This window comes from Variovorax monticola (assembly GCF_051216855.1).
GTDB lineage: Bacteria > Pseudomonadota > Gammaproteobacteria > Burkholderiales > Burkholderiaceae_C > Variovorax.
The window spans coordinates 248,636-273,308 of the sequence record NZ_JBPJZP010000006.1; the positions used below are offsets into that span (position 1 = coordinate 248,636).

At 68.2% G+C, this 24,673-nt stretch carries 28 protein-coding genes and 2 tRNA genes; 26 read left to right on the plus strand and 4 right to left on the minus strand.

Annotated elements, in window-relative coordinates:
* Positions 1 to 2: 2 nt before the first annotated feature.
* From ACSFA5_RS22190 to ACSFA5_RS22205, 4 genes are read left to right on the plus strand one after another with little or no spacing between them, the layout of a single operon-like run.
* Positions 3 to 1,235, plus strand: coding sequence for an amino acid ABC transporter substrate-binding protein (locus tag ACSFA5_RS22190; RefSeq protein ID WP_435446200.1), 1,233 nt, complete (start codon positions 3 to 5; stop codon positions 1,233 to 1,235).
* Complete coding sequence (locus ACSFA5_RS22195; RefSeq protein WP_435446201.1) at positions 1,235 to 2,095, plus strand: branched-chain amino acid ABC transporter permease; 861 nt, start codon at positions 1,235 to 1,237, stop codon at positions 2,093 to 2,095. The genes ACSFA5_RS22190 and ACSFA5_RS22195 overlap by 1 nt, the downstream gene beginning before the upstream one ends.
* Positions 2,092 to 3,906: a branched-chain amino acid ABC transporter ATP-binding protein/permease gene (locus tag ACSFA5_RS22200; RefSeq protein ID WP_435446202.1), complete on the plus strand. Its 1,815-nt coding sequence runs from the start codon at positions 2,092 to 2,094 to the stop codon at positions 3,904 to 3,906. The genes ACSFA5_RS22195 and ACSFA5_RS22200 overlap by 4 nt, the downstream gene beginning before the upstream one ends.
* The gene (locus ACSFA5_RS22205; protein WP_435446203.1) at positions 3,899 to 4,693 is read left to right on the plus strand and encodes an ABC transporter ATP-binding protein; all 795 of its coding nucleotides are present in this window, start codon (positions 3,899 to 3,901) and stop codon (positions 4,691 to 4,693) included. The genes ACSFA5_RS22200 and ACSFA5_RS22205 overlap by 8 nt, the downstream gene beginning before the upstream one ends.
* Here ACSFA5_RS22205 and ACSFA5_RS22210 read toward each other — a convergent pair.
* A complete protein-coding gene (locus ACSFA5_RS22210) occupies positions 4,614 to 4,946 on the minus strand; it encodes a hypothetical protein (RefSeq protein WP_435446204.1) in 333 nt (110 codons plus the stop codon). The genes ACSFA5_RS22205 and ACSFA5_RS22210 overlap by 80 nt on opposite strands.
* Before the next feature lie 79 nt (positions 4,947 to 5,025).
* On the minus strand, positions 5,026 to 6,468 hold the full coding sequence (iaaH, locus tag ACSFA5_RS22215) for an indoleacetamide hydrolase (protein WP_435446205.1): 1,443 nt from the start codon (positions 6,466 to 6,468) through the stop codon (positions 5,026 to 5,028).
* Between the two features lie 138 nt (positions 6,469 to 6,606).
* On the opposite strand from iaaH, the gene ACSFA5_RS22220 reads away from it, so the two are divergent.
* From ACSFA5_RS22220 to ACSFA5_RS22305, 18 genes are all read left to right on the plus strand, one after another.
* Positions 6,607 to 7,614 carry an ABC transporter substrate-binding protein gene (locus ACSFA5_RS22220; RefSeq protein WP_435446206.1) on the plus strand — a complete coding sequence of 336 codons (1,008 nt, stop codon included), beginning with the start codon at positions 6,607 to 6,609 and terminating at the stop codon, positions 7,612 to 7,614.
* 23 nt (positions 7,615 to 7,637) lie between these two features.
* Positions 7,638 to 8,489: an ABC transporter ATP-binding protein gene (locus ACSFA5_RS22225; protein ID WP_435446207.1), complete on the plus strand. Its 852-nt coding sequence runs from the start codon at positions 7,638 to 7,640 to the stop codon at positions 8,487 to 8,489.
* Positions 8,486 to 9,244, plus strand: coding sequence for an ABC transporter permease (locus tag ACSFA5_RS22230; RefSeq protein WP_435446208.1), 759 nt, complete (start codon positions 8,486 to 8,488; stop codon positions 9,242 to 9,244). The genes ACSFA5_RS22225 and ACSFA5_RS22230 overlap by 4 nt, the downstream gene beginning before the upstream one ends.
* A gap of 8 nt (positions 9,245 to 9,252) precedes the next feature.
* Complete coding sequence (locus ACSFA5_RS22235) at positions 9,253 to 10,005, plus strand: ABC transporter permease (protein WP_435446209.1); 753 nt, start codon at positions 9,253 to 9,255, stop codon at positions 10,003 to 10,005.
* A complete protein-coding gene (locus ACSFA5_RS22240; protein WP_435446210.1) occupies positions 10,005 to 10,778 on the plus strand; it encodes a class II aldolase/adducin family protein in 774 nt (257 codons plus the stop codon). Before ACSFA5_RS22235 ends, ACSFA5_RS22240 begins: the two co-directional genes overlap by 1 nt.
* A gap of 41 nt (positions 10,779 to 10,819) precedes the next feature.
* On the plus strand, positions 10,820 to 11,659 hold the full coding sequence (locus tag ACSFA5_RS22245) for a TauD/TfdA dioxygenase family protein (protein WP_435446211.1): 840 nt from the start codon (positions 10,820 to 10,822) through the stop codon (positions 11,657 to 11,659).
* Between the two features lie 70 nt (positions 11,660 to 11,729).
* Positions 11,730 to 12,464, plus strand: coding sequence for a GntR family transcriptional regulator (locus ACSFA5_RS22250; RefSeq protein ID WP_435446212.1), 735 nt, complete (start codon positions 11,730 to 11,732; stop codon positions 12,462 to 12,464).
* A 52-nt stretch (positions 12,465 to 12,516) separates the two neighbouring features.
* Positions 12,517 to 13,350: an SDR family oxidoreductase gene (locus tag ACSFA5_RS22255; RefSeq protein WP_435446213.1), complete on the plus strand. Its 834-nt coding sequence runs from the start codon at positions 12,517 to 12,519 to the stop codon at positions 13,348 to 13,350.
* Positions 13,347 to 14,522, plus strand: coding sequence for a pyridoxal phosphate-dependent aminotransferase (locus ACSFA5_RS22260; protein ID WP_435446214.1), 1,176 nt, complete (start codon positions 13,347 to 13,349; stop codon positions 14,520 to 14,522). Before ACSFA5_RS22255 ends, ACSFA5_RS22260 begins: the two co-directional genes overlap by 4 nt.
* 11 nt (positions 14,523 to 14,533) lie before the next feature.
* Entirely contained in the window at positions 14,534 to 15,415 is an 882-nt protein-coding gene (locus ACSFA5_RS22265) for an alpha/beta fold hydrolase (protein WP_435446215.1), read from the plus strand.
* Entirely contained in the window at positions 15,415 to 16,710 is a 1,296-nt protein-coding gene (locus ACSFA5_RS22270; RefSeq protein ID WP_435446216.1) for a Zn-dependent hydrolase, read from the plus strand. The genes ACSFA5_RS22265 and ACSFA5_RS22270 overlap by 1 nt, the downstream gene beginning before the upstream one ends.
* Complete coding sequence (locus ACSFA5_RS22275) at positions 16,707 to 17,657, plus strand: cupin domain-containing protein (RefSeq protein ID WP_435446217.1); 951 nt, start codon at positions 16,707 to 16,709, stop codon at positions 17,655 to 17,657. The genes ACSFA5_RS22270 and ACSFA5_RS22275 overlap by 4 nt, the downstream gene beginning before the upstream one ends.
* Before the next feature lie 52 nt (positions 17,658 to 17,709).
* Positions 17,710 to 17,976 (plus strand): hypothetical protein, encoded by a 267-nt coding sequence (locus ACSFA5_RS22280; protein ID WP_435446218.1) that lies wholly within the window; start codon positions 17,710 to 17,712, stop codon positions 17,974 to 17,976.
* A gap of 209 nt (positions 17,977 to 18,185) precedes the next feature.
* Complete coding sequence (locus tag ACSFA5_RS22285) at positions 18,186 to 18,446, plus strand: hypothetical protein (protein WP_435446219.1); 261 nt, start codon at positions 18,186 to 18,188, stop codon at positions 18,444 to 18,446.
* Between the two features lie 71 nt (positions 18,447 to 18,517).
* Complete coding sequence (locus ACSFA5_RS22290) at positions 18,518 to 18,817, plus strand: hypothetical protein (RefSeq protein ID WP_435446220.1); 300 nt, start codon at positions 18,518 to 18,520, stop codon at positions 18,815 to 18,817.
* A 69-nt stretch (positions 18,818 to 18,886) separates the two neighbouring features.
* Positions 18,887 to 19,084: a hypothetical protein gene (locus tag ACSFA5_RS22295; RefSeq protein ID WP_435446221.1), complete on the plus strand. Its 198-nt coding sequence runs from the start codon at positions 18,887 to 18,889 to the stop codon at positions 19,082 to 19,084.
* A 209-nt stretch (positions 19,085 to 19,293) separates the two neighbouring features.
* A complete protein-coding gene (locus tag ACSFA5_RS22300; RefSeq protein ID WP_435446222.1) occupies positions 19,294 to 19,716 on the plus strand; it encodes a hypothetical protein in 423 nt (140 codons plus the stop codon).
* Positions 19,717 to 19,864: 148 nt separating this feature from the next.
* Positions 19,865 to 20,188: a hypothetical protein gene (locus ACSFA5_RS22305; RefSeq protein ID WP_435446223.1), complete on the plus strand. Its 324-nt coding sequence runs from the start codon at positions 19,865 to 19,867 to the stop codon at positions 20,186 to 20,188.
* A gap of 67 nt (positions 20,189 to 20,255) precedes the next feature.
* Here ACSFA5_RS22305 and ACSFA5_RS22310 read toward each other — a convergent pair whose 3' ends face one another.
* Positions 20,256 to 20,513, minus strand: a complete 258-nt coding sequence (locus tag ACSFA5_RS22310; protein WP_435446224.1) for a hypothetical protein — start codon at positions 20,511 to 20,513, stop codon at positions 20,256 to 20,258.
* A gap of 133 nt (positions 20,514 to 20,646) precedes the next feature.
* Here ACSFA5_RS22310 and ACSFA5_RS22315 point away from each other — a divergent pair, with 133 nt between their 5' ends.
* The 3 genes from ACSFA5_RS22315 (at position 20,647) to ACSFA5_RS22325 (ending at position 21,737) form a co-directional block, all read left to right on the plus strand.
* Positions 20,647 to 21,351, plus strand: a complete 705-nt coding sequence (locus ACSFA5_RS22315) for a glutathione binding-like protein (RefSeq protein WP_435446225.1) — start codon at positions 20,647 to 20,649, stop codon at positions 21,349 to 21,351.
* A 47-nt stretch (positions 21,352 to 21,398) separates the two neighbouring features.
* A tRNA-Pro gene (locus tag ACSFA5_RS22320) sits at positions 21,399 to 21,475 on the plus strand.
* 185 nt (positions 21,476 to 21,660) lie between these two features.
* Positions 21,661 to 21,737: transfer RNA gene (locus tag ACSFA5_RS22325), tRNA-Arg, on the plus strand.
* A gap of 61 nt (positions 21,738 to 21,798) precedes the next feature.
* On the opposite strand, the gene ACSFA5_RS22330 is transcribed toward ACSFA5_RS22325, so the two are convergent.
* Positions 21,799 to 23,478, minus strand: coding sequence for an FAD-dependent oxidoreductase (locus ACSFA5_RS22330; RefSeq protein WP_435446226.1), 1,680 nt, complete (start codon positions 23,476 to 23,478; stop codon positions 21,799 to 21,801).
* Between the two features lie 166 nt (positions 23,479 to 23,644).
* Between ACSFA5_RS22330 and ACSFA5_RS22335 the strand changes: the two genes are divergently transcribed.
* On the plus strand, positions 23,645 to 24,532 hold the full coding sequence (locus ACSFA5_RS22335) for a GNAT family N-acetyltransferase (RefSeq protein WP_435446227.1): 888 nt from the start codon (positions 23,645 to 23,647) through the stop codon (positions 24,530 to 24,532).
* Positions 24,533 to 24,673 lie beyond the last annotated feature (141 nt).

Sequence of the window (24,673 nt, forward strand, 5' to 3'; positions counted from 1 at the left end):
AAATGAGCATCGATCGTCGTTCCTTCGTCGCGGCCGCCGGCGCTGTCGGTGCCCTCGGCACCGGCGCGCTGTTCAGCCGCACCGCCGCCGCGCAGCAGCCCGCGGGCAAGCCCATTCGCGTGGGCGGCACGCTGGCGCTGACCGGGCCGCTCTCGGCCACGGGGCTGGTGCACAAGCTCACGGGCGAAATCTACGTGGAGTCGCTCAACCAGCGCGGCGGCTTGCTGGGCCGGCCGGTGGAGTGGGTGCTGAAGGACGACCAGTCCAAGCCCGACCTCGCGCGCACGCTGTACGAGCAACTGGTCACGGCCGACAAGGTCGACCTGCTCATCGGCCCGTATGCCACCGGCGCCATTCTGTCGGCCATGGGCGTGGCCCAGCGCTACAACAAGACGCTGGTGCACCACACCTTCGGCATTCCCAGCATGGCCAGGTACGACCAGCAGTTTCCCGCCTGGTCGCTCGGCCCCGACCCCGAGAAGACGATGCCCGCCACGGTGTTCGATGCGCTGGCCACGTCGCCCAAGCCGCCCAAGACCATTGCCATCGTCACCAGCAAATTTCCGTCGGTGCACTTCGTGGCGCTGGGCGCGCGCGAGGTGGCGAAGCAGCGCGGGCTGAAGGAAGTGCTGTTCCTGGAGTGGGACTTCGGCAACCGCGACTTCGGCCCCATCGCGGGCCGGCTGAAGGAGGCCAACCCCGACTTCATCTGGAACGGCGCCATCGGCCTGGAAGGCAACCAGCTGCTCGATGCGATGAAGAAGATCGACTACGCACCGCTGCATCACTTCTATCACGTGCCCGCGCCCGCGCCGATGCTGAAGGCGCCCGAGGCCAACGGCGCGCTGGCCACCACCATCTTCGAAGACCACCCACCGTTCACCGACAACCCGACCGCCGCCGCTTTCGTCAAGCTCTACCGCGAGCGCGCGGCCAAGGCCGGCATGCCCGACACGGCCGTGGAGACGCAGGCCGCGGCCTCGTTCTCGGCCTGGCAGATCATCGAAGCCGCCGTGGTCGCGACCCAGGGCCTGGACGACAAGGCCATGGCCACCTGGCTGCGCGCCAACAAGGTCGACACCATCCAGGGCAAGCTGCGCTTCAACGAGCGCGGCAACTTCGGCGACGACCTCGGCAAGGTGAAGCAGGTGCAGAACGGCAAGTGGGTGGTGGTGTGGCCCAAGGAGTGGGCCGCCCCCGGCGCCAAGCTGCAGACGCGCGGAGTGACCGGCTGATGAGCTTTCCCAGTGCCACGCTGCTGGCCCAGTCCATTCTGGCGGGCCTGTTCACCGGGGCGCTCTACGGCTTGCTGGGGCTCGGCCTCAGCCTGTCGTGGGGCATGCTGCGGCAGATCAACCTGGCGCACTTCGCGCTCGCCTTTCTGGGCGCCTACCTCACGTACGAACTGTCGAGCCATCGCGGCGTCGACCCGCTGCTGACGCTGGTGGTCATCGTGCCGTTGTTCTTCGTGCTGGGCGCGGCGCTGCACTGGGTGCTCACGCGCTTTCGGGTGAGCCCGTTCAACTCGCTGCTGGTCACCTTCGGCATCACCGTGATCATCGAGGCGCTGCTGCAGTGGACCTGGACGGCCGACTACCGCAAGCTGGAGTCGAGCTACGCGGAGCACAAGCTGCAGATCGGCCCGCTGTACCTGCCGGTGCCCGAGCTCATCACGCTGGGGCTGGGCGTGGGCATTTCGCTGGCGGTGTGGCTCGCGCTGCGCCGCACCGACCTGGGCAAGGCGATGCGCGCCGCGGCCGAAGACGCGCCCATTGCCGCCGCCTTCGGCGTGAACCAGCACGCGCTGGCGCTGATGCTCTCGGGCCTGAACGCGGCGCTGGCCGGCGTGGCGGGTGTGTGCATTGCGCTGGCGTACACGTTGTCGCCCTCGCAGATCTACGCGTGGATCGGCGTGGTGTTCGCGGCCGTGATGCTGGGCGGCCTGGGCCGCCCGCTCGGGCCGCTGATTGCCGGCTGCATCATCGGCGTGACCGAGGCCGTGACCATGACCGTGACCGCGCCCTCGTGGGCGCCGCTGGTGTCGTTCTCGCTGCTGATGTTCGTGCTGCTGGTGCGGCCGGGGAGGGTGGCATGAAGCGCTCGGTCCTGCTGATTCTTGCGGCCGGCGCGGGGCTGGCCGTGGTGCCGTGGCTCGGGCTGCCGGCGTTCTACGAATCCATTCTTTACCTGGTGCTGCACTGGGTGGCGCTGGCCACGTCGTGGAACCTGCTGTCGGGCTATTCGGGGTATTTTTCGTTCGGGCACGGGGCGTTCTTCGGCATCGGCATGTACACCACGGCCACGCTGGCGACGCGCTTCGACGTGCCCTTTCTGTGGACGCTGCCGGCCGCCGCCGTGGTGGCCGCGCTGGCCGGCACGCTGCTGGGCGCGGTGGCCTTTCGCGTGCAGGCGGTGCGCGCCGAGCTGTTCTCGCTGCTCACGCTGGCCGCCACCTTCGTGGTGGCGACCATCATCCTGAACACGCCCATCGACGGCGGCCCGGGCGTGTACATGAGCGCGGTGGCCGTGCCGCAGATCGGGCCGACCGCCTCGGGCACCTTCTACCTGCTGGCCTTGAGCGTGGCCGTGGTCACGGTGCTGGCCGCGCTGGCGGTGTACCACTCGCGCTTCGGCACGGGGCTGTTCGCCATCCATGACGACGAAGACGTGGCCGAGGTGATGGGCGTGCCCACCTACCGCTACAAGCTCGGGGCCTTCGCGCTGTCGTGCGGGCTGGCGGGCGTGGTGGGCGGGGTGCATGCGCTCTTCATCTCGTACGTGACCACGGGCGACACCTTCACCATCGCGATGCCGCTCACCGTGGTGCTGATGGCGGTGCTCGGCGGCACGCGGCACTGGGCCGGGCCCATCGTCGGCGCGACGGCGATCACGCTGCTGCTCTACGCCTTCACGGGCGGCGACAGCGCGATCATCGGCAAGGGCCTGACGGGGCTGGTGCTGATCGTGGTGATCCTGTTCATGCCGCAAGGTCTGCTGGGGCAGGTGCTGAAGTGGTGGGGCGCGAGGCGCGGCGCGCCTGCGGCTTCTTCGGCGCCGGCCCTTGCGCCTGTGGCCGCCGAAGCGAAGAAGCCCGCCGGCATCACCGGCATCGCCGGCGAGGTGCTCCTTCGTGCCGAAGGCGTGCGCAAGTCCTTCAAGGGCGTGCACGCGCTGCGCGGCGTGAGCCTCGAAGTGCGGCGCGGCGAGATCCTCGGGCTGCTGGGGCCCAACGGCTCGGGCAAGTCGACCTTCATCAATGTCGCGAGCGGGCACTACGCGGTGACGGCCGGGCTCATCGAGTTCGAGGGACGGCGCATCTCCGGCGTGCCGGCGCACCGCATCGCGCAGGGCGGCATTGCGCGCACGTACCAGATCCCGCGGCCCTTCGCGCACCTCACGGTGCTGGAGAACGTGGCGCTGCCCGCGATGTTCGGTGCCGCCGCGCTCGACCGCCGCACGGCCGAGGCCGAGGCGTGGCAGTGGCTGGCCTTCACCGGCCTCACCGAGCGCGCGCACGCCTTGCCGGCCGAGCTGAACCTGCACCAGCGCAAGTTCCTGGAGTTCGCGCGGGCGTTGGCCTCGCGGCCGCAGGTGCTGATGCTCGACGAGGTGCTGTCGGGCCTCACGCCGTCGGAAATCGACGAGGCCGTGGCGCTCATTCGCCGCATTCGCGACCAGGGCGCGACCATCGTCTTCGTCGAGCACGTGATGCGCGCGGTGATGGCGCTGTGCGACCGCATCGTGGTGTTCAACCGCGGCGAGGTGCTGGCCGAAGGCGCGCCGCACGACGTGATGCAGCGCCCCGAGGTGGTGTCGGCCTACCTGGGGCAGGCGATGTCGCCCGAAGCGGCACCGCAGCACACGCCGCCGGCCACCGGCATCGAAAGGGAGCTCGCCCATGCTTGAACTCGAAGCCATCCGTGTCGCCTACGGGCAGGCGACCGCGCTGTGGGACGTGTCGCTGTCCATCGGCAAGGGCGAGCTGCTGTGCATCGTCGGGCCCAACAGCGCGGGCAAGAGCACGCTCATCAACGCCGTGGCGGGGCTGCACCGCATCGGCGCGGGGCGCATGCGCTTCGAAGGGCAGGACATCTCCCGCCTGGCGCCGCATCGCTTCTGCGCGCAGGGCATCGCGCTGGTGCCCGAGGGGCGGCGCCTGTTCACCGAGATGACGGTGCGCGAGAACCTGGAGCTGGGCAGCTACCTGCGCGCGGCGCGCCTGGAGCGCACGCGCTCGATGGAGCATGTGTGCACGCTGTTCCCCGCGCTGAAGGAAAAGCTGTCGCAGCCGGCCGGCTCGCTGTCGGGTGGCCAGCAGCAGATGGTGGCCATCGGCCGTGCGCTCATGGCGCGCCCCAAGTTGCTGCTGCTCGACGAGCCTTCGCTGGGCCTGGCGCCGAGCGTGGTGCTCGACATGTTCACCGCCATCCGGCGCATCCATGCCGAGGGCATCGCGGTGCTGCTGGTGGAGCAGAACGTGGGCATGGCGATGGACGTGGCCGAGCGCGCCGCGGTGCTGGAAGAAGGGCGCATCGTCGCGCTGGGCCGCCCGGAGGAACTGATGGCGCGCCCGGAGTTGCGGCGCGCCTACCTGGGGCTGGAAGAAGCCGGCGTTACGTCAGGTGCGACGGCGCCGGGTGGCGCGGTGGACGCGGGCGCCGCAGTGCCAGCCACCACAGCAGCCCGGCATTGACCGCCCAGCTCGCGGCCAGCATCGCCAGCGCGGTGCTGGCCACGCCCGGCGACAGGCCCAGCGTGAGCAGGCTCAGCGACCAGGGCAGCCCGCCCGCGATGGCCACGAGCATGCCCACGTCGCTGTCCGGCGCCACCGCGCTGGCCAGCAGGCACACCACGCCGGTGACCGTGTAGATCAGCGCGGCGTTGCGCCAGCCCGGGCGCAGGGGCCTGCGCGGCGGTGCTGGAGTGGCAGGGGTTGCGATGGGCATGCATCGAGCATCGCCGATCCCACCCCCTGCCGTGAAGGCTTGTTACGCGAAGCCACGTAGTGTTTTAGCGACGCCCGTTTCAGCCGTTTGCCAACTTCTGCACAACCGCAGCGACAGGGGGCGGTGGCAGCACGGCTTCCACACCCAGTGCCAGCGCGAGCAGGGCCGTGTCGTCGCCTGCCGCGCCCGTCAGTTCCAGCCCGGCGGGCAGGCCGTCGAAGGTGAGGCCCATCGGCAGGCTCAGCGCCGGAAGCCCGGCCATGCCCGCCGGGCCGGTGTTGCGGATGTAGGCCGAGAAGGCGGAGGCCGGGCGGCCGCACAGCGTGACTTCCACGTCCTCGCCGATGCGCGCGGCGGTCAGCGGGCTGGTCGGGAACACCAGCGCCGCCAGGTCGTGCCGGGCGAAACATTCGCGGTAGGCCGCCTGCATGCGCGGGCGCAGGGTGTGCAGCGCGTGTGCGTAGGCCTCGGGCGTGACGGCGGTGTCGCCGAACAGGCGCTCGAACAGCGGGCGTACGTCGGGGCTGGCCACGGCGTCGGTGAGCGCGCGGGCGTCGAAGGGTCGGTCGTGGCGCGCGAAGTAGGCGGCCAGCGCGGGAAGGATCTCGTAGAGGGAGATCGACATCGATCCTTGCTGGAACAGCGCGCCGGCTTCGGTGAGGTCGCACGGCACCAGCACCGCGCCCGCGGCGCGCAGCCGCTCCAGGCTTTCGCGGGCCAGGCCGGCCACGGGCGGATCGACGTCTTGCCAGAAATAAGCCTCGGGCACGCCGAGGCGCACGCCTGCCAGCGGTGTGGCGGCGATGCGCAACGGGCCGCCAGCCACTGCGTGGTCGACCAGCACGCAGTCGTCCACGCAGCGCGCCATCACGCCGGCCGTGTCGAAGGTCGGCGAGATGGGCACCAGCCCTTCGTCCGGCCAGCGGTACACGGTCGGGCGAAAGCCCACCAGGCCGCACAGCGCGGCCGGCACGCGCACCGAGCCGCCGGTGTCGGTGCCGATGGCCGCCGGCACGGCCCGCAGGGCCAGCAGCGCTGCATTGCCGCCGCTGGAGCCGCCCGTGATGCGCGCCGCATCGAACGGGTTGCGCGAGGGCCCGAAGCCGTGGTTGTGGCCGGTGACGCCTTGCGACCACTCGTGCAGGTTGGTCTTGCCGAGCACGAGCGCGCCCGCGTCCAGCAACCGCTGTGTCACGCCGGCGTGGATGCGCGGGCGGTGGTCGGCCATCCACGGGCTGCCGGCGGTGGTGGGCATGCCAGCGACGTCGATGTTGTCCTTGAAGGCCAGCGGCACGCCGTACAGGGGCAGGGTGCCGGGCGCGGGGCGGGGTCCTGCATCCAGTGACGCGGCGGACGCCAACAGCGCGTCGGGTTCGACGTGCAGCAGGGCGCCGAAAGACACGGTGGCTTCGGCGCGTTCCAGCAGCGCCTGTGCGTAGTCGGCGGCACGCAGATCGCCGCTGGACATCTGCTCGGCGGCCTGTCGCGCGGAAAGATCGGTCAGCGCATGGATTCGGTTCATGAGGGTTCGAATTGGGGCAAGAGGTGCACGCCGGTGCATGTTCCGGGCCAATTTCGGCGTCTTGAGGCCAAAAACCCCCTGGAATCGCATGGCATGGATACTGCTTAAAGAGTTTTTTGTATTCAAGAGGCTTTCAACATGTCTTTCAAGTCCTTGCGTCTCCTGGCTGCCGTCGCTGCGTCGATGGCCCTTCTGTCGGCCCTGCCGGCCTCCGCCGCCGAAAAGGTGTCCTTGCGCCTGAAGTGGCTGGCGCAGGCCCAGTTCGCCGGCTTCTACGTGGCCAAGGCCAAGGGCTTCTACGACCAGGCCGGCCTCGACCTGACGATCAACCCCGGCGGCCCCAACCTCAACGTCGAGACGCTGGTGGCCTCGGGTAACGACACCTTCGGCCTGGCCGGCGGCACCGAGACCGTGCTGCTCGCCCGCGAAAAGGGCCTGCCGCTGGTGTGCATCGGCGTGACCGTGCAGAAGACGCCCTTCACCTACGTCGCCTACAAGGACTCGGGCATCACCAAGGTGCAGGACTTCGCGGGCAAGAAGGTGGCCACCTGGTTCACAGGCACGCAGTACACGCTGTACTCGATGCTGGCCTCGGCCGGCGTGAAGCAGGCCGACCTGACCATCGTGCCGCAGTCGGGCTCGCTGGCCCCCTTCGTCGAGAAGCAGTTCGACGTGGCCGCCGCCACGTATTACAACGAGCTCAACACGCTGAAAGAGCAGGGCCTGGGCGACAAGCTGGTGCTCATCAAGCCCGACGACTACGGCGTGGTGGTGCAGCAAGACACCGTGCTGGTGTCCGAGAAGTACCGCAACGAGAAGCCGCAGCAGGTGCAGGCCTTCATGAACGCCACCGTCAAGGGCTGGAAGTACGCGCTGCAGAACAAGAAGGAGGCCATCGACATCATCATGGCCGCCTCGCCCAGCCTGAACCGCCCGCACCAGGAAGCCATGCTCGACGAGTTCGAGAAGCTCGTGAAGGCCGGCAAGGGCGGCACCGACGGCATCCTGGCCATCGACCTGCCGACCGTCGAGAAGATGCAGACGCAGCTCGTGGGCTACAAGGCGCTGAAGGCACCGGCCGACCTGTCGAAGGCCTACGACGCCAGCTTCTGGACGCAGGTGCCTGCTGCCGACAAGAAGTTCTGAGCCGCACCGCGACCCCTGACGCCATGAAATTCATGCCTCACGAAGTGACGCCGCCCGCCGCGCCCGACGCGGCGCCGCCCATGCTCGAACTGGTCAACGTGTGGAAGCGCTTCGGCGACGCGCAGGCCCAGACCGTCGCGGTGTCGGGTGTCAACCTGCGGATCGCGAAGAGCGAGTTCGTCACGCTCGTGGGCCCCTCGGGTTGCGGCAAGTCGACGCTCTTCAACATGATCGCGGGCCTGCTGCCGCCCGACGACGACGGCTCCCTGCTGTTCGGCGGCGCGCCGCAGCGCGACGGCCAGCTGCTGGGCAAGGTGTCGTTCATGCCGCAGCGCGACCTGCTGTTTCCGTGGCGCACCGTGCTGGACAACGCCATCCTCGCGCTCGAGGTGGAAGGCGTGACGCGCAAGGAGGCGCGCGAACGCGCCCGCGCCATGCTGCCGGAGTTCGGCCTGGCCGGCTTCGCCGACCACCACCCGCACCAGCTCTCGGGCGGCATGCGCCAGCGCGTGGCGCTGATGCGCACTTTCTTGTTCGAGCGCGACCTGATGCTGCTCGACGAACCCTTCGGCGCACTCGACGCGCTCACGCGCACCCGCATGCAGCACTGGCTGCTGGAGCTGTGGGCGCGCCACCGCCGCACGGTGCTCTTCATCACGCACGACATCGACGAGGCCATCCTGCTCGGCGACAGGGTGCTGGTGATGACGGCGCGCCCCGGCACCATAAAGAGCGAAACCGTGATCGACCTGCCGCGCCCGCGCGACCCGTCGGTGGTGCTCACGCCCGAGTTCATCGGCCTGAAGCAGCGGCTGCTGGCCGAGATCGAGGAAGAAAGCCAGAAGACCTTCGCGCAGGAGGGCACCGCCTCGTGAACGCACACCTGCAGCGCGCCCTGCGCTCGCCCGCGCTGGCCTTCGTGGGCCTGGCGCTGGTGTGGGAGCTGTGCGTGCACGCCTTCGCGCCGTCGCCGCGCTACCTGCCGGCGCTCAGCGCCATCGCGCAGGACGCTTGGTCGGTGTGGCCTCAGCTGGCGCGCGGCTTCGGCCGCACGCTGCTCGAAACCGTGCTGGGCTTTGCCATGGGCGCGGTGTTCGGCTGCCTCTGCGGCACCGTGTTCACCTATTCGCGCTGGATGGAGCGCTCGGTGTTCCCGCTGTTCGTGGTGTCGCAGACGGTGCCGGTGGTGGCCTTCGGTGCGCTCATCGTCATCTGGTTCGGCAACTCGCTGCTGGCCAAGGTGATGACCGCGTTCTTCCTGACGTTCTTTCCCGTCACGGTGAACACGCTGCGCGGGCTGAAGTCGTGCGACCCGCAGCGCATTGCGCTGATGCGCAGCTTCGGCGCCAACCACTTCGTGATGTTCTTCAAGCTGGCCGTGCCCTCGGCGCTGCCGCAGATCATGGTGGGGCTGCGCGTGGCCATCGGCCTGAGCCTCATCGGCTCGGTGGTGGGCGAGTGGTTCGGCGAAACCGTGGGCCTGGGCGTGATGCTCATGGAAGCGATGAACGCCGACCTCGTGGTGCGCCTGTGGGTGGTGATGTTTGCCTGCGGGCTCATGGGTGCGCTGCTGTACGGGCTGCTCACCTTCGTGGAAAGGAGGCTCGTATGGTGGCGCAGCGAAAGTTGAAGGCTTCCATGAAGCAACGGTTGACGGCGTCGCGCGCGGTGCCGGTGCTGCTGAGCATCGTCGTGCTGCTGGCGGTGTGGGAAGGCGCAATCCTGTTGTTCAGGATTCCTCCCTTCGTGCTGCCCAGCCTGGGCGCGATCGTGCAGCACGCGTTCACCGACACGGCCCGCCTGATGGCCGCGCTGCTGGCCACGCTGGGCGAGGCGCTCGGCGGCTATGCGCTGGGCAGCGTGCTGGGCTTGCTGCTGGCCGTGGCGCTGCTGCTGGCACCGCCGCTGGAGCGCATCGTGATGCCGCTGGCGGTGGCGGTGAACGCGGTGCCCACGGTGGCCTATGCGCCGCTGTTCCTGATCTGGTTCGGTTTGGGTGCGGCCTCGAAGATCGCGCTGGTGGCGCTGGCGGTCGGCTTCACCATGCTGGTGAACGCGCTGCACGGCCTGAAGCAGGCCGACCTCGCGGCGGTGAACCTGATGCGCAGCTTCGGCGCAGGGCCCATGAAGATCGTGTGGCGCCTGCGCCTGCCGGTGGCCATGCCCTCGGTGGTGACGGCCCTGCGCATCGGCGTGCCGCGCAGCATGATCGTCGCGATCGTCGGCGAGATGCTGGGCGCCTATGCGGGGCTCGGGCGAATGATCTACGAATCGACGCAGCAGGTCGACCTGCTGAGCGTGTGGTCGGCGGTGCTGGTCGCATCGGTGGCGAGCATGGTCTTCTATGGCTTGCTCATCTGGATCGACCAGAAACTGGTGTGGTGGCGCTGATGGCGATCAAGACCAACCCCGCGGCCTACCCCGACACCGAAGACGAGCTGCGCGTGCAGCTGGCCGCCTGCTACCGGCTGGTGGCGCACTTCGGCATGGACGACCTCATCTACAACCACATCTCGGCACGCGTGCCGGGGCCGGAACATCACTTCCTGATCAACCCGTATGGGCTGCTGTTCTCGGAAGTGACGGCGTCTTCGCTGGTGAAGATCGACCTGGACGGCCACAAGATCGACGACACCGAGGCCGAGGTCAACCAGGCCGGCTTCGTGATTCACAGTGCCATTCATGCGGGCCGGCCCGACGCGCTGTGCGTGCTGCACACGCACTCCGACGCGGGCACCGCCATCGCGGCCATGCCGAACGGCCTTTCGCCGCTGAGCCAGTTCGCGATGCGCTACCAGGGCCACACCGCGTTCCACGACTACGAAGGCGTGGCGCTGGAAACCGGCGAGCGCGAGCGGCTGGTGCGCGACCTGGGCCCGCACAACACCCTGGTCTTGCGCAACCACGGCATCCTGACCGTGGGCCGCACGATTCCCGAGGCCTTCATCCTCATGTACTACTTCGAGAAGGCGGCCAAGGTGCAGCTGCTTGCGCAAGGTGGCGTGGCGCCCGGCGAATCGCTGGTGTACCCGCAGCCCGAAGTGAGCGCGCTGGCGGCGCGCCAGTTCACCGAATTCGCCGGCGACATCCTGCCGCCCGGCACGCGCGAATGGCCTGCGTTCCTGCGCATGCTGGCGCGCACGCAGCCCGACTACAGGCTCTGAAAGCCGTTCTTTTCATCTTCCCCCCAGAGAACATTTCGACCATGCAACTCGAGAACCTCACCTCCTTCATCGGCTCCGAAGTCACGGGGCTGGACCTGCGCGAACCCGTGAGCGACGCGGACTTCGCCGTGCTGCGCGACACGCTCAACCAGCGCTCTGTGCTGCTGTTTCGCGGTCAGCACTTCAACGAGTCGCAGCACGTGGCGTTCTCGCGCCGCTTCGGCCCGCTGCTGGGCCACGTGCTCACGCAGTTCCTGAAGAAGGAGCACCCCGAGGTTTACGTGCTGTCGAACGTGTCGGAAAACGGCAAGCCCATCGGCAACCACAAGGAGGGCTGGAACTGGCACTCCGACCTGTCGTACAAGGCCGAGCCCTCGATGGGCGCGCTGCTCTACGCGCTGGAAGTGCCGCCGGTGGAAGGCGACACCTTCTTCGCCTCGATGCACGCCGCCTATGAGGCGCTGGACGACGGCACCAAGGCGCGCATCCGCCCCATGACGGCCACGCACAGCTACGCCAACTACTACGGCAAGGCCTTTGCAGACCGCAACCCGCTCACGCCCGAGCAGCTGGCCGCCACGCCCGACGTGGTGCACCCGCTGGTGCGCACGCATCCCGAAACCGGCCGCCTGTCGCTCTACGTGGGCGAAGACGTGGTCAAGCAGATCGACGGCCTGCCCGCCGACGAAAGCACGGCGCTGCTGGCCGAGCTGAATGCGCACGCGATTTCGCCCGCGTTCAGCTACCGCCACAAGTGGCTCGCGGGCGACCTGCTGGTGTGGGACAACCGCTGCACCATGCACCGCGCCACGCCGTACGAAGACAACGTGTACCGCCGCGTGATGCACCGCACCACGGTGGCCGGCGACCGCCCGTTCTGACCCGGCGGTTCGCCGAAGCGCCCCGCGACACGAAGACCTGCAAGACAAACACAACAAGGAAGGCAAGACCATGGAACCGAACGAACCCGAGATGGCGGAGCCCGCGATGCTGCGCGGACGCGAGCGCCAGCGCGGCAAGGGCGCCACGCTGTCCGACGAGCTGAAGGACACGCTGGAAGACCTGATCGTCAGCGGCGTGATGAAGCCCGGCGCGCGGCTGGACGAAGCCGAGCTGGCCGAGCGCTTCAAGGTGTCGCGCACGCCGGTGCGCGAGGCGCTCAAGGCGCTGGCCGCCACGGGCCTGGTCGACCTGCGCAGCCGCCAGGGCGGCGTGTGCGTGGCGCGCATCTCGCTGCCCATGCTCATCGAGATGTTCCAGATGATGGCCGTGATGGAAGGCCTGTGCGCCAAGTTCGCCGCGCGCCGCGCCACCGAACTGCAGAAGGCGCGCATGAGCGCGCTGCACGACGAGCTGACCAGCATCCTGGCGTCGGGCGACCACTCGCGCTTCTACGACGTGAACCAGGACTTTCACGACGCGCTGTACGAGGCCTCGAACACGCACTACCTGGCCGAGCAGACGCGCGCGCTGCGCAAGCGGGTGCGCGTGTACCGCCGCTACGTCACCTTCCAGCCCGGGCGCATGACCGCCACCATCGGCGAGCACGGCGCCATCCTGGACGCCATTCGGCGCAACGACCCCGGCGCGGCGTTTTCGTCGGCCATCGACCATGTGAGCCTGCTCGAGGACGACATCGTCGACCTGATCGCGGCGCTGTCCGAGCAGGACGGCGGCACGCCCTGAGCCCCTTTTCAACCCCCATTTTTTCGACCGCATTCCCGGACATCACTTCATCATGAAACTCGAACTCGAAGGCAAGACCGTACTCATCACCGGCGCGTCCAAAGGCATCGGCCTCGCAGCCGCCCATGCGTTCGCGGCCGAAGGCTGCCACCTGCAACTGGCCGCGCGCGACGGCGTGGCGCTGGCCGCGGCCAAGGAAGAGATCGAGAAGATCTACCCGATCAACGTGCGCATCCACCCCATGGACCTGGCCGCGCCCGGCGCCATGCAGCAGCTGGCCGAGGCGGTGGGCCATGTCGATATCCTCGTGAACAACGCGGGCGACATTCCGGCCGGCCCCATCGAGTCGCTCGACTTCGCCGTGGTGCGCCGCGGCTTCCAGCTCAAGGTGCTGGGCTACATGGAACTCACGCAGATCTACTACGCGCGCATGAAGGCCGCGGGCGGCGGCGTGATCGTGAACGACATCGGCAACTCCGGCGAGAACTGGGACGCCAACTACATCGCCGGCTCCACCGGCAACGCGGCCGTGATGGCCTTCACGCGCGCCTTGGGCGGCGTGAGCCTGGACGACGGCATCCGCGTGGTGGGCGTGAACCCCGGTCCAGTGGCGACCGACCGCATGGTCAAGCTCATGAAGCGCCGCGCCTTCGACACGCACGGCGACGAAGGCCGCTGGGAAGAACTGTTCGACAACTACCCGGGCGGGCGCCCGGCCACGCCGGAAGAAGTGGCCGAGCTGATGGTGTTCCTGGCCTCGCCGCGCGCGGGCTACATCACGGGCACGGTGGTGACCATCGACGGCGGCATCGCTTCCCGCGGCTCGATCATCAAGACCAGCAAGAAGGCCATGGCCGCCGAGCAGGCGCAAAGGCTCGTGGCATGAACGCGGCACTGAACCCCGCAGCGGCGGTGCCCGCGGTGACGAGCGAGGCCGAAACCCGCAACCGGTATTTCGACAAGCTCTTCACCAACCCCGGCCTGATGTGGCTGGGCCAGAACACCAACCACTTTCCGCTGCATCCCGCCGTGAAGAAGGCGCTGCACGACGCCATCGACGACGAGAGCTTTCATGCCTATGCGCCGCCGCTGGGCATGGAGGCGCTGCGCTCGGCCATCGTTGAAGACCTGGGCGTGCCGGACCAGTTGGCCGTGGTGACCGACGGGGCTGTCTCGGCGCTGGCGCTGGCGTGCCGTGCGTTCTGCGCTGCGGGCAAGGGTTTCGTGACCACCGACCCGGGCTGGAAGTGGCCGCTGCAGTTCGCGGCCAAGGCCGGCGCGGTGATCACCGAGATTCCGATCTACGGACCGGAGTACGGCTTCAAGCTGTCGGCCGAGGCGCTGGCCGCGGCCACCGACGAGAACACGTCGGTCATCTACCTGGTGGACCCGAACAATCCGCTGGGCACCACCTACACCGAAGACGAGATCCGCGCCTTCGCGGACCGTGCGCGCGAGATCGGCGCCATCCTCATTCACGACTGCACCTACCGCGACTTTGCCGACAGCCACACGCTGGCTTCGCGCTTCTATCCGGAAGGCACCGTGACCATCGTGAGCTTCTCGAAATGGCTGGGCCTTGCCGGCCTGCGGCTGGGCGCGCTGGTGGCGTCGCCCGAGTTGCTGGCGCGCATCCTGCCGCACTCGCAGGCGCCGCTGGGCGCCAGCGTGCTCGCACAGCGCGCAGCCATCGCGGGCCTGGGCGTGAAGGAGGAATGGATGGCCGAAGTCATCACGCAGCAGCGCGAGAACCAGCAGCTGATCGTCGACGCCTTCGCCAAACTGCCGGGCTTCGAGGTGCCGGTGTTTCCGTCGCAGGCCAACTTCATCGTGGTCGAGTGCAGCAAGGCGGGCGTGACGCCCGAGGCGCTGGTCACCGCGCTGGGCGAGCACGACATCATGGTGCGCCAGGGCACGTACCACACGCCGCGCTTCGGCCACCGCTTCATCAAGATATCGACCACCGTGCCGAAGGCCTGGGCGCAGGCGCTGTGCAACGTGTTGCCGCAGGCGGTGGAACGCGCACGCAGCCTGCCTGCCACCGCGGCGCTCTTCTGAAAGGCCGAACCATGAGTTTCGCCACCACCGCGGACGGCATCCGCCTGTACTACGAGACCGCCGGCAGCGGCACGCCCATCGTGTTCGTGCACGAGTTCGGCGGCGACCACCGCAGCTGGGAGCCGCAGATGCGCTACTTTGCGCGGCGCCACCAGTGCGTGACCTTCGGCGCGCGCGGCTATCCGCCTTCGGACGTGCCGGCCGACGTGGAGCGCTATTCGCAGGCCACCGCGGCCGACGACATCGTGGCCGTGATGGACGCGCTGAAGCTGGAGCGCGCCCACATCGTGGGGCTGTCGATGGGCGGTTTCGCGACGCTGCACTTCGGCCTGCGCCATGCGACGCGCGCAGCCTCGCTGGTGATTGCCGGCGCGGGCTATGGCGCCGAGAAGGCGCACGAAGACTACTTTCGCGGCGTTTCGCTCGAAGTCGCGAAACAGTTCGAAGCGCAAGGCTCCGAGAAATTCGCCCGCACCTATTCGCTGGGCGCGAGCCGCGTGCAGTTCCAGAACAAGGACCCGCGCGGCTGGCAGGAGTTCGCGACCTGGCTCGGCGAGCACGACGCCGTGGGTGCGGCCAACACCATGCGCGGCGTGCAGGCGCGCCGCCCGTCGATCTACGACCTGGAGAGCGACCTGCGCGCAATGACGGTGCCATCGCTGGTGGTGGTCGGCGACGAGGACGACCACTGCCTGCAACCCGGCATCTTCCTGAAGAAGACGGTGCCTGCGTGCGGCCTGGCCGTGATGCCCAAGACCGGCCACACGCTCAACCTGGAAGAGCCCGCCGCGTTCAACGCCTTGCTGGCCGAGTTTTTCGCGCAGGTCGAGGCCGGGCAGTGGAAGCCGCGCGACCCGCGCGCGCTGCCCAGCCAGATCATGAAGACCGACTGATGAACGCCCGAGCGACTGTCGCCGCGCAGCAGGGCATCTGGCGCATCGATGCCGACCGGCTCTGGGACCGGCTCATGGCGCTGGCCTGCATCGGTACCACGCCGGGCGGCGGTGTCGACCGGCAGGCGCTGAGCGCGGAAGAAATCGCGTCGTGGCGCACGATGATCGATTGGGCGCTCGCTGCCGGGCTGGAGCCTTCGACCGACGCGGCCGGCAACCTGTTCATCGCGCTGCCCGGCGCCGACCGCGACGCGCCGCCGGTGCTGGCCGGCAGCCACCTGGACAGCCAGCCCGGCGGCGGGCGCTTCGACGGCGTGTACGGCGTGGCGGCCGCGCTGGAGGTGCTGACCACGCTGTCGCAACGCGGCGTGCGTCCGCCGGTGGACATCGTGTGCGTGGCGTGGATGAACGAGGAGGGCTCGCGCTTCGCGCCCGGCATGATGGGCTCGGAAGCCTTTGCCGGCGTGCGCAGCCTCGAAGACGTGCGTGCGGTGCGCGATGCCAAGGGGGTCTCGGTGGCCGCCGCGCTCGATGCCTTGCACGCGGCGTTTCCTACGCTGCGCCGACGCTCGCTGGGTTTTCCGCTGGCGGCCTATGTCGAGGCGCACATCGAGCAGGGGCCGATCCTGGAGGCCGAGGAATGCGTGATCGGCGTCGTCACCGGCATCCAGGGCAAGAAGACCTTCGACATCGTCATCGAGGGCGAGCGCGGCCACGCCGGCACGCTCGCGATGGCGGACCGGCGCGATGCGCTGGCGGCGTTCTCGCGCATGGCGATGGTGCTGTACGCGCAGATCGGCGGGCACGACGACGCGGTGAAATTCACCATCGGCCGGCTGCAGGTCGAGCCCAATGCGCCGTCGGTGGTGCCCGAGCGCGTGACGTTGCGCATCGACCTGCGCCACCCCGACAACACGGTGCTGGAGCTTCTGGGCCAGCGGCTCGCGGCCTCGTGCGAGCTGTTCGCGCTGCCGTGCCGGGTGACGGTGACGCCGCTGGTCGATGCGCCGTCGAATGAATTCGACCCCGCGCTGCAGCAGGCGATTGCGCACGCCGCAGAGCGCATCGGAGAGCCGCACATGCCCCTTCTTTCGGCGGCCGGCCACGACGCGCGCCACATGGCGCCGCTGTGCCCGAGCGCGATGATCTTCATTCCCTGCCGCGACGGCGTGAGCCATGCGGAACACGAGTGGGCCGAGCCTGCGCACGTGGCGGCGGGGGCGAACGTGCTGCTGCGGGTGTTGCTGCCGTATGCGTTGCCCGGTGCCACAGGCGAGGAGGGCGATTTGCCATGAATGCCACTGTCACTGCCACCGCTGCCATGGACATGGCAGACCTGCCGATGCAGCATCCGCGCGCGCCGGCCAGCGCCGCGCAGGCACGGGCGCGCTTCTTCAACTCGGGCAATGCCTTCGATGTGAAGCTGCCCGCGGTACCGGCGCGGCTCTTTTCGCCGCCTGCGGAAGAACGCTTCGGCGTGTTCGATTGCGACCAGTCGCGTGCGCTGGGCTGCGGCTTCGCGGCCACCACGCCGCTGATGCTCGCGCGCTATGTGCGCGTTGCCGCACGCGACGCGCTGCTGCCGCTGGACGTGTGCGCCACCGGGTCGGTGTGGTACGTGATTTCGGGCAGCGGCCGCCTGGCCGGCGGCACCGACGGCTTTGCGTTCGGCGCGGGCGATGTTTTTCTGCTGCCCGGCGCGAAGGGCTACCGGCTCGAAGCCGGTGCCGAAGGCGCGCTGCTGTGGACCGTCGGCAACGAGCCGCAGCTGGCGTTCGAGCGCGCGCAACCTGCGCCGCTGGCCAAGGCGACCATCGATGCCGTGCACTATCCGGCCGCGGAAATCGAGCGCCAGTTCGCGCTGATCTTCGCGAGCGGCACGCGCGACGACACCTCGGGTCGGGCGCTGATTTTCTCGTCCGACCGGCAGGCCGCCGCGCGCAACCTCACGCCCACGCTGACGCTGAGCTTCAACACGCTGGCGCCAGGCACGCACCAGCGCACGCACCGCCACAACTCGGCCGCCGTCACGCTGGTGGTGCAGGGCGAGGGCTGCCACTCGGTCGTGGGTGACGCGCAGTGCCCGTGGGAGCCCTGGGCCACGCTGGTGACGCCGCCGGGCGCGCCGCATTCGCACCACAACGCCGGGCCGCAGGGCGCGCGCTTCCTGATCGTGCAGGACGGCGGGCTGCACTACCACGCGCGAACCATGGGGTTCGAGTTTCTGGAGCAGGCCGAATAGAGGGTCACGGCCCTTTCTTCGATCCGTCATTCGGGCGGGTCACCATGCGGGCATGGCTGGTCAACTTATCTCCATCGCCCTGTCCGTGGACCAACACGACGGTGGCGACTATTTCTGGGTGCTGCTGGAGTCCTTCGACAATTCGATGGAGTTCGAGTCGCTGATGGAGGCCGCCAAGGGCTTCCCCACCTATGCCGAGGCCTTGCAGGCCGGCTACGCGGTGCTGCGAGGCCTGTCGGAAGACCTGAACATCGGCCCCCGCGAGGAGGCCGACGACCCGGCCCTGGTCGAAGCCGGCACCGGCGGCGAATTCGACTAGCGCTTGCGCGGCGCGCCGCTCCCCCCTGTAAGCCAATTGGCGGATGTCCAACGGATGTCAGCAAGCGTAGGCTCTGGCCGACATGCTTCCCCACGATTGAACGAGGACATTGCGGCGTGCAGTCGTGGATGTCACTCCGCCTGCATTGCAGGCCGATGAGGCCTTTTATCGGCTGCGCCGGCTGGATCGGGAAGTTTCGGGGAGTTCAGATGGTCGAGTATTTCCGCGTAGGGTTGCCCTACATTCGCGTTCGTTTCAAGGTGCCCGCACGACGCGGCGGGCGCATCGAGCTTCACGGCAAGTTCGGCGGCATCACCGGGGCCAGCGGGGAATACCTGCTGGTGAAGTTCGACGGAGAGCCCGCGGCCGTCATCGTGCATCCGGTCGAACCCAACTATGTGGAGACGGGCGAGGCGACCGAGCCCGCGCCGCTGATGCAAAGGGACGGCAGGAGGCCTTGCGCCGAGTAGGCACTGTCGCGTGGTGGGGCGTGAGCTGGCGCGGCTATGCTGGCGCCAGTTTTTTGCGCGAACTGAACGACATGAAGAAATCCAGACCACCGGCCAGACCGGCCCCCTACGACATCAAGAAGCAGTGGCACTGGGGCCGTGCCATGCGGGAACTTCGCATCGCCGATTTCCTGAAGGAAGGCCGGCTGCTGGTTCCGGGCGAGTACACGGGCGAGGGCCCCGCCACCGACGACGGCACCGGTGCGCTTCGAACCGTCGGCGGTATCCAGGTGGGCGCCGCCGACCATGCGAACGGAACGATGTGGGTGGGCCGCAAGCTGCGAGAGGGCGATCTGCCTTCGCCGCCCGGTGGTCCGGCATCGACCAACTAGGGTAAGTCCCCGCGGTTTTTGTCTCCCACAGGTCTATGTTGGACCTGTGACCCACTGTTGGAGACAAACATGCTGATGGTTACAAAAGTGGTTGCTGCCGGGTTGACTGCCGTTGTCATGGGCGGTGTGCCAGCGCCGGGCAGCGACCCTGCCGGTGTTTCCCTCTCCGCCTCACCCGTTGTTGAAACGCAGATGAACGCCAGCCAGTCGGGCCCTGTGTGCCCGAGTGGCTGCAACGTCTGGCGAACCCTCTACGACGGCCGCTGAGTCGCGAAGAGGCAGCAAGCGGCCGTTCGGTCCGACGGGCTGATTCGCGCCCGCGCCCCTCAGCCATGGGCTGGTTAACTGCAATTTAAAACTGTATATTCGTACAGTCTTTTGGCAGCAGGCCTTTGGTGAGCGCACGACGCGCAGGGCGATGAACCATGAATCAATTTGAGCTTTTCTTTCCGCGCGCGACTGCGTCGGTGTTGCCCATGGCGGTGCCGCACCGCGGAACGGTGTTGCGGCCGCTTTCACAACCGGCACGGCCGTTGCCTGCGCCATCACCTGCTGCCCGGGCAGAAGCGAGCGAGGCGCCATTCCGGTTCGAAGACATCGAGGTCGAAGCGCGCGTCACGTACACCGTGCGGCTCGCGGACTACCCACACCCGGCGGCCGAAGCCGCGAAGGTGGCCGAGCAGCGCTTCCGGCGCGAGATCGACAAGCAACTCGGCGGCGATGTCGTCGCGGCATTGCGTGCATTCCAGAACGTGAGCGAATCGAGCGAAAGCGACCTGTCGAAGGCCGAGATCGCGATGGCCAAGCGCTGGGCCAAGGCCTACGACGCGGCGCGCACGGCGGGCTTTCGCGACCTGGGAGACACCGACGAGGCGTTCTTCGACGTGCGGCCGGTCTGAGCCTTTCCGTCGCTCGCCGGGCGAAGCGAATCCACTTCGGCGGCCACTGCGTAAAGCATGCAGATGGCCTGATTCCGGGGCGGTGTCACCTTTCACGACACGGCATTCCTTGCAGGCCGCTTTTTCCACCTGACGAGGGAGAAGAGCCATGGCAACCTACGAAAAAGTGACCCGCGAAACCGCGAGGTTCGACGTGGTCGATGCCAACGACCGCCAGGGCACGGTCGTCGAATACACGACATTCTTCCTGCGCATCAGCCTCCACAAGCAGTACAGCCCGATGGTGGGGGGCGTCACCTACCAATTGCTCGACGGGCGCCCGGTGCACCGCACGCACGGCGGGCACTTCGATACGAGCAACGGGCTGTGCAGGTTCTTTGCGCTCGAGGAGAGGGCTTACAGCGTCGCGGGGCTGGGGTGGGGAATGCGGAATGCGACTTCGAAGGCGGGGCCCCGGCGCGACCTGCATTGAGACCGAGGCGATTGTCGCTGCGAACCCGGCCCATCCAGCGGGCGGCGGCGAGACCGCCGACACACGCTCACATGAGGCTTCCGGGCACGGTGTCCTGAAAGCCGAGCCTGAGTCGGGCGATCTTTGCCCGGCCTGCATCGGTGATGGCGAGCACCGTCGCGGACTCGGGCGCCACGGTGCGTTCTTTCCCGAAGAAATCCGGCTTGATCTCCGCTCGAAGAAGCCCGACGGCGACAAGTTTCGAAATTCGGCTGATCTCCGTCTTGTTTCTTGTCTCGAGAGGGAGTTGGGCGCTGTCGAGGCTGCAGAGGTAGTCGAGCGGCATGGTGGGGGTGCGGAGTTTCCTGATTCTCGTAAAAGAATACTTTTGTGCCAATCGAAAAATTCCCAGCGCCGCGCGCGTTCGAACTCGCCCGTATAAGCTGCCGGCTCGCATCACACCCACCGGAGTGCCAGACATGCCCGCATCGCCCATCGAGGTCTATTCCTGGCCCACGCCCAACGGCCACAAGATTCACGTCATGCTGGAGGAGTGCGGCCTGCCGTACCACGCGCACCCCGTGAACATCGGCAAGGGCGACCAGTTCGCGCCCGAGTTCCTTCGGATCAGCCCCAACAACAAGATCCCCGCCATCACCGACCCCGACGGCCCGGACGGCAAGCCGATCTCGCTGTTCGAATCGGGCGCCATCCTCGTCTACCTTGCGGGCAAGACCGGCAAGTTCCTGCCCACGGGCGACCGCGAACGCTATGACGTGCTGCAGTGGCTCATGTTCCAGATGGGCGGCGTCGGCCCCATGCTGGGCCAGGCCCATCACTTCCGCCTGTATGCGCCCGAGAAGATCGCCTATGCCATCGAGCGCTACAGCAACGAAGCCAAGCGCATCTACGGCGTGATCGACAAGCAACTGGTCAAGAACAAGTTCATCGCCGGCAAGACTTACTCCATTGCCGACATCGCCATCTTTCCGTGGTTGCGCAGCTGGGAAAACCAGGGCATCACGCTGACCGACCACCCGCATCTGAAGGCCTGGTTCGACGGCATCGCCGCGCGCCCCGCCGTGCAGCGCGGTGTGAAAGTGCTGGCCGACCTGCGCCAGCCGATCACCGGCGACAAGGAGCGAGAAGTTCTTTTCGGCAAGACGCAGTACGAGAAACGCTGAGAAACTCCCAGACCGGGCCAATATTCGGGCTAGAATCGAAGGCTTGGCGGGGTGTAGCGCAGCCTGGTAGCGCATCTGGTTTGGGACCAGAGGGTCGAAGGTTCGAATCCTTTCGCCCCGACCATAGAAATCGATATGCACACAGTTCCCAAAGGGCTGTGTGCATTTTTCGTTTCGGGCCTCGAGCGGCGCCCAACAAACGTCTCGCAGCGCGGGGCAAGGCATGGAACTGGGTAGAATCCGCCGCTGCCGGCTGGAAACAACGACGTCTAAGTCATTGATTTTCCTCGCTTCTTTCCGGCCTCAAATCTGCCCGTAGCTCAGTTGGATAGAGCACCTGCCTTCTAAGCAGGTTGTCGGGGGTTCGATCCCCTCCGGGCAGGCCAAACCATCCCCCAGCACAGTGCAATGCGCCCTGAGTCGCGGCGAGAAACCCGCCGCACGGGGTCATGCCACGGCAGATACCTGCGACAGGTGCTGATGAATCAGCGCCACCGCGGCCGCGCCTTCGCCGATGGCCCCGCCCACGCGCTTGACCGAGCCCGACCGCACATCGCCCACGGCGAACACGCCCGACACGCTGGACTCGAGCGCCGTGGCACGCCGCGCCGGAAAGCCGCTGCTCGCCGCCTCGCCGGTCAACACGAAGCCGTGCTTGTCGACCGACACGCCGCAGCCTTCGAGCCATGAGGTCTCGGGCTCGGCGCCCACGAAAAGAAAGATGTTGCGCGCGGGGCAGTCATGCTCGACACCCGTGGTGTGACAGCGCCATGTGGCGCCCGTGAGGCCTTCGTCGGGGCCGCCGTGCAGGCGCACGAGCTCGGTGTGCGGCTGCAGCGAGATGTTGGGCGTGGCCTCGATGCGGTCGATGAGATAGCGCGACATGCTGGCCGCCAGCGACGGCCCGCGCACCAGCACGTTGACCTTGGCCGCATGGCGCGCGAGGAACACCGCGGCCTGGCCTGCGGAATTGCCGCCGCCGACCAGCGCCACTTCCTGCTGCGCGCAGATCTTCGCCTCGATGGCCGAAGCCCAGTACCAGATGCCGCGGCCCTCGAATTCGGCCAGGCGCGGCACCTCGGGGCGACGATAGCGTGCGCCGCTGGCCACGACGACGGTGCGCGCGTTGATCGTGCGGCCGTCGGCCAGCGCGATGCGCAGGCACTCGAGCGCGTTGTCGCGCGCGCAGTCCAGCGACAGCACCTTGGCCGGGATCAGCATCTCGACGCCGAACTTCTGCGCCTGTACGAACGCGCGGCCTGCCAGCGCCTGCCCCGAGATGCCGGTCGGAAAGCCCAGGTAGTTCTCGATGCGCGCGCTGGCGCCGGCCTGGCCGCCGAAGGCGCGGCAGTCGAGCACGATCACGCGCAGTCCTTCGGAGGCCGCATACACCGCGGTCGCCAGGCCCGCCGGGCCGGCACCGACCACGGCCACGTCGTACAGGGCGTCGTGCTCGGCGGTGTCGAGCATGCCCAGGCAACGCGCCAGCCCTTCGTCCGTCGGGTTCACCAGCACCGAGCCGTCGGGGCACACGGCCAGCAGCTGGCCGGCGCCGTACTGCGCCAGCAGCGCGGCGGCGTCGGGGTCTTCATTGGCATCGACCACGTGGTACGGATAGCCGTTGCGGCGCAGAAAGTTTTCCAGCCGCGCCATGTCGGGCGACTGCGGCGCGCCGATGAGCACCGGCCCGCTGGCGCCGGATTCGATCAGCGCCACCCGCCGCAAGATGAGCGCGCGCGTGATGCGCTCGCCCAGGTCGGCTTCGGCCACCAGCAGTGCGCGCAGTTGCGCGGGCGAGACGAGCAGCGCTTCCACGTCCTCGTCGGCGTGGCCGTCGACCAGGGAAGGGCGGCCGCTCAGCTGGCCGACTTCGGCCAGGAATTCGCCCGGACCCTGCCGCACGATGGGCACCACGTGGCCGAGGCCGTCGCGCTGCGTGACCGTCACGACGCCCTTGAGCAGCACGAACATGCCTGGCCCGGTTTCGCCGGCGGTGAAGAGCCGGGTGCCGCGCGCAAATTGCTGCACGCTGCCGAAGCGGGCAATGCGCGCAATCTCGGTGTCGCTCAAGACGGGAAAGGTCTGGTGGAGGCGGCTGGTGTCGGTGCCGTTTGCTTCGGTGGCCATGCGGTAAAGCTCCATGTCGCGTGTGAACCGCATTAGACGACCAAGTAGCGCCAGCGTGGCCTTCCACGCGATGTCAGTGCTGTAACCACCGTCATGCGCCTGCAATCCTCCTGACATGCACGCTTCATTCCACGTGCGCAGACTCCCTCGGCAGAAAGGGTTCCCCATGAAAGAACTGCCCAACCCGACGTTTCCGCTGTCGCAGATCGGCCTGCGCGCAGCGCTGTGGCCCGCGCCCGTTGTCACCGCTGCCAGTGTCGCCACCGTGGTGCGCGCTCCGGTGCCCCAGGCCCCGGTCGTCATCCTGCCGCCGCCCGTCGAGTCCAGACAGGGCATCACGGTCGGCTGGGCCCGCCACCTCGACGACGTGCGCGCCGCGCAGCGCCTGCGCTACGACGTGTTCGTCGGCGAAATGGGCGCCCGCGTCTCGTCGCCGCTGGCCGGCCACGACATCGACCTGTTCGACGACTTCTGCGAACACCTGCTGGTGCGCGACGAACTCACCCAGCAGGTCGTCGGCACCTACCGCGTGCTCACGCCGGCGCAGGCCCGCCGCGTCGGCAGCACCTACAGCGACACCGAGTTCGACCTGACCCGGTTGCGCGACCTGCGCGAACGCATGGTCGAGCTGGGCCGAAGCTGCGTGCACCCCGAGCACCGCCAGGGTGGGGTGATCCTCGCGCTGTGGGGTGCGCTGGCCGGCTTCATGCACCGCAACAAGCTGGACACGATGATCGGCTGCGCCAGCATCCCGATGTCACACAACGGCGTGACCAACGGCGACGCGGCGGCCAGCATCTGGCGCCAGGTGTCGGCCAAGCACATGGCGCCCATCCAGTACCAGGTGCAGCCGCGCCTGCCGCTGCCGGTCGAACGGCTGGACAGCACGCTCGACGTGGAGCCGCCCGCGCTCATCAAGGGTTACCTTCGCCTGGGCGCCAAGGTCCTGGGCGCGCCCGCCTGGGACCCGGACTTCAACGCCGCCGACCTGCCGATGCTCATGCGCATCGACGACCTGCCGGCGCGCTACCGCAAGCATTTCCTGGGCGCATGAAACCGGCGGCCGTCCCGTCCGGCAACGGGACCGCATTGCCTCCGGGCATGATGGAACCGCACAAGGCGCATGCGACAACGGGGTCGGATGCGTCACGGGGGTGTCATGAGAACGTCACAAACGGTGTGGACACTGTCACAT

Bases quoted from the DNA above. Each gene is read 5' to 3' on its own strand.
- ACSFA5_RS22190 (WP_435446200.1), top strand. From the start codon at position 3: ATGAGCATCGATCGTCGTTCCTTCGTCGCGGCCGCCGGCGCTGTCGGT.
- ACSFA5_RS22195 (WP_435446201.1), top strand. From the start codon at position 1,235: ATGAGCTTTCCCAGTGCCACGCTGCTGGCCCAGTCCATTCTGGCGGGC.
- ACSFA5_RS22200 (WP_435446202.1), top strand. From the start codon at position 2,092: ATGAAGCGCTCGGTCCTGCTGATTCTTGCGGCCGGCGCGGGGCTGGCC.
- ACSFA5_RS22205 (WP_435446203.1), top strand. From the start codon at position 3,899: ATGCTTGAACTCGAAGCCATCCGTGTCGCCTACGGGCAGGCGACCGCG.
- ACSFA5_RS22210 (WP_435446204.1), bottom strand. From the start codon at position 4,946: ATGCCCATCGCAACCCCTGCCACTCCAGCACCGCCGCGCAGGCCCCTG.
- iaaH (WP_435446205.1), bottom strand. From the start codon at position 6,468: ATGAACCGAATCCATGCGCTGACCGATCTTTCCGCGCGACAGGCCGCC.
- ACSFA5_RS22220 (WP_435446206.1), top strand. From the start codon at position 6,607: ATGTCTTTCAAGTCCTTGCGTCTCCTGGCTGCCGTCGCTGCGTCGATG.
- ACSFA5_RS22225 (WP_435446207.1), top strand. From the start codon at position 7,638: ATGAAATTCATGCCTCACGAAGTGACGCCGCCCGCCGCGCCCGACGCG.
- ACSFA5_RS22235 (WP_435446209.1), top strand. From the start codon at position 9,253: ATGAAGCAACGGTTGACGGCGTCGCGCGCGGTGCCGGTGCTGCTGAGC.
- ACSFA5_RS22240 (WP_435446210.1), top strand. From the start codon at position 10,005: ATGGCGATCAAGACCAACCCCGCGGCCTACCCCGACACCGAAGACGAG.
- ACSFA5_RS22245 (WP_435446211.1), top strand. From the start codon at position 10,820: ATGCAACTCGAGAACCTCACCTCCTTCATCGGCTCCGAAGTCACGGGG.
- ACSFA5_RS22250 (WP_435446212.1), top strand. From the start codon at position 11,730: ATGGAACCGAACGAACCCGAGATGGCGGAGCCCGCGATGCTGCGCGGA.
- ACSFA5_RS22255 (WP_435446213.1), top strand. From the start codon at position 12,517: ATGAAACTCGAACTCGAAGGCAAGACCGTACTCATCACCGGCGCGTCC.
- ACSFA5_RS22260 (WP_435446214.1), top strand. From the start codon at position 13,347: ATGAACGCGGCACTGAACCCCGCAGCGGCGGTGCCCGCGGTGACGAGC.
- ACSFA5_RS22265 (WP_435446215.1), top strand. From the start codon at position 14,534: ATGAGTTTCGCCACCACCGCGGACGGCATCCGCCTGTACTACGAGACC.
- ACSFA5_RS22270 (WP_435446216.1), top strand. From the start codon at position 15,415: ATGAACGCCCGAGCGACTGTCGCCGCGCAGCAGGGCATCTGGCGCATC.
- ACSFA5_RS22275 (WP_435446217.1), top strand. From the start codon at position 16,707: ATGAATGCCACTGTCACTGCCACCGCTGCCATGGACATGGCAGACCTG.
- ACSFA5_RS22280 (WP_435446218.1), top strand. From the start codon at position 17,710: ATGGCTGGTCAACTTATCTCCATCGCCCTGTCCGTGGACCAACACGAC.
- ACSFA5_RS22285 (WP_435446219.1), top strand. From the start codon at position 18,186: ATGGTCGAGTATTTCCGCGTAGGGTTGCCCTACATTCGCGTTCGTTTC.
- ACSFA5_RS22290 (WP_435446220.1), top strand. From the start codon at position 18,518: ATGAAGAAATCCAGACCACCGGCCAGACCGGCCCCCTACGACATCAAG.
- ACSFA5_RS22295 (WP_435446221.1), top strand. From the start codon at position 18,887: ATGCTGATGGTTACAAAAGTGGTTGCTGCCGGGTTGACTGCCGTTGTC.
- ACSFA5_RS22300 (WP_435446222.1), top strand. From the start codon at position 19,294: ATGGCGGTGCCGCACCGCGGAACGGTGTTGCGGCCGCTTTCACAACCG.
- ACSFA5_RS22305 (WP_435446223.1), top strand. From the start codon at position 19,865: ATGGCAACCTACGAAAAAGTGACCCGCGAAACCGCGAGGTTCGACGTG.
- ACSFA5_RS22310 (WP_435446224.1), bottom strand. From the start codon at position 20,513: ATGCCGCTCGACTACCTCTGCAGCCTCGACAGCGCCCAACTCCCTCTC.
- ACSFA5_RS22315 (WP_435446225.1), top strand. From the start codon at position 20,647: ATGCCCGCATCGCCCATCGAGGTCTATTCCTGGCCCACGCCCAACGGC.
- ACSFA5_RS22330 (WP_435446226.1), bottom strand. From the start codon at position 23,478: ATGGCCACCGAAGCAAACGGCACCGACACCAGCCGCCTCCACCAGACC.
- ACSFA5_RS22335 (WP_435446227.1), top strand. From the start codon at position 23,645: ATGAAAGAACTGCCCAACCCGACGTTTCCGCTGTCGCAGATCGGCCTG.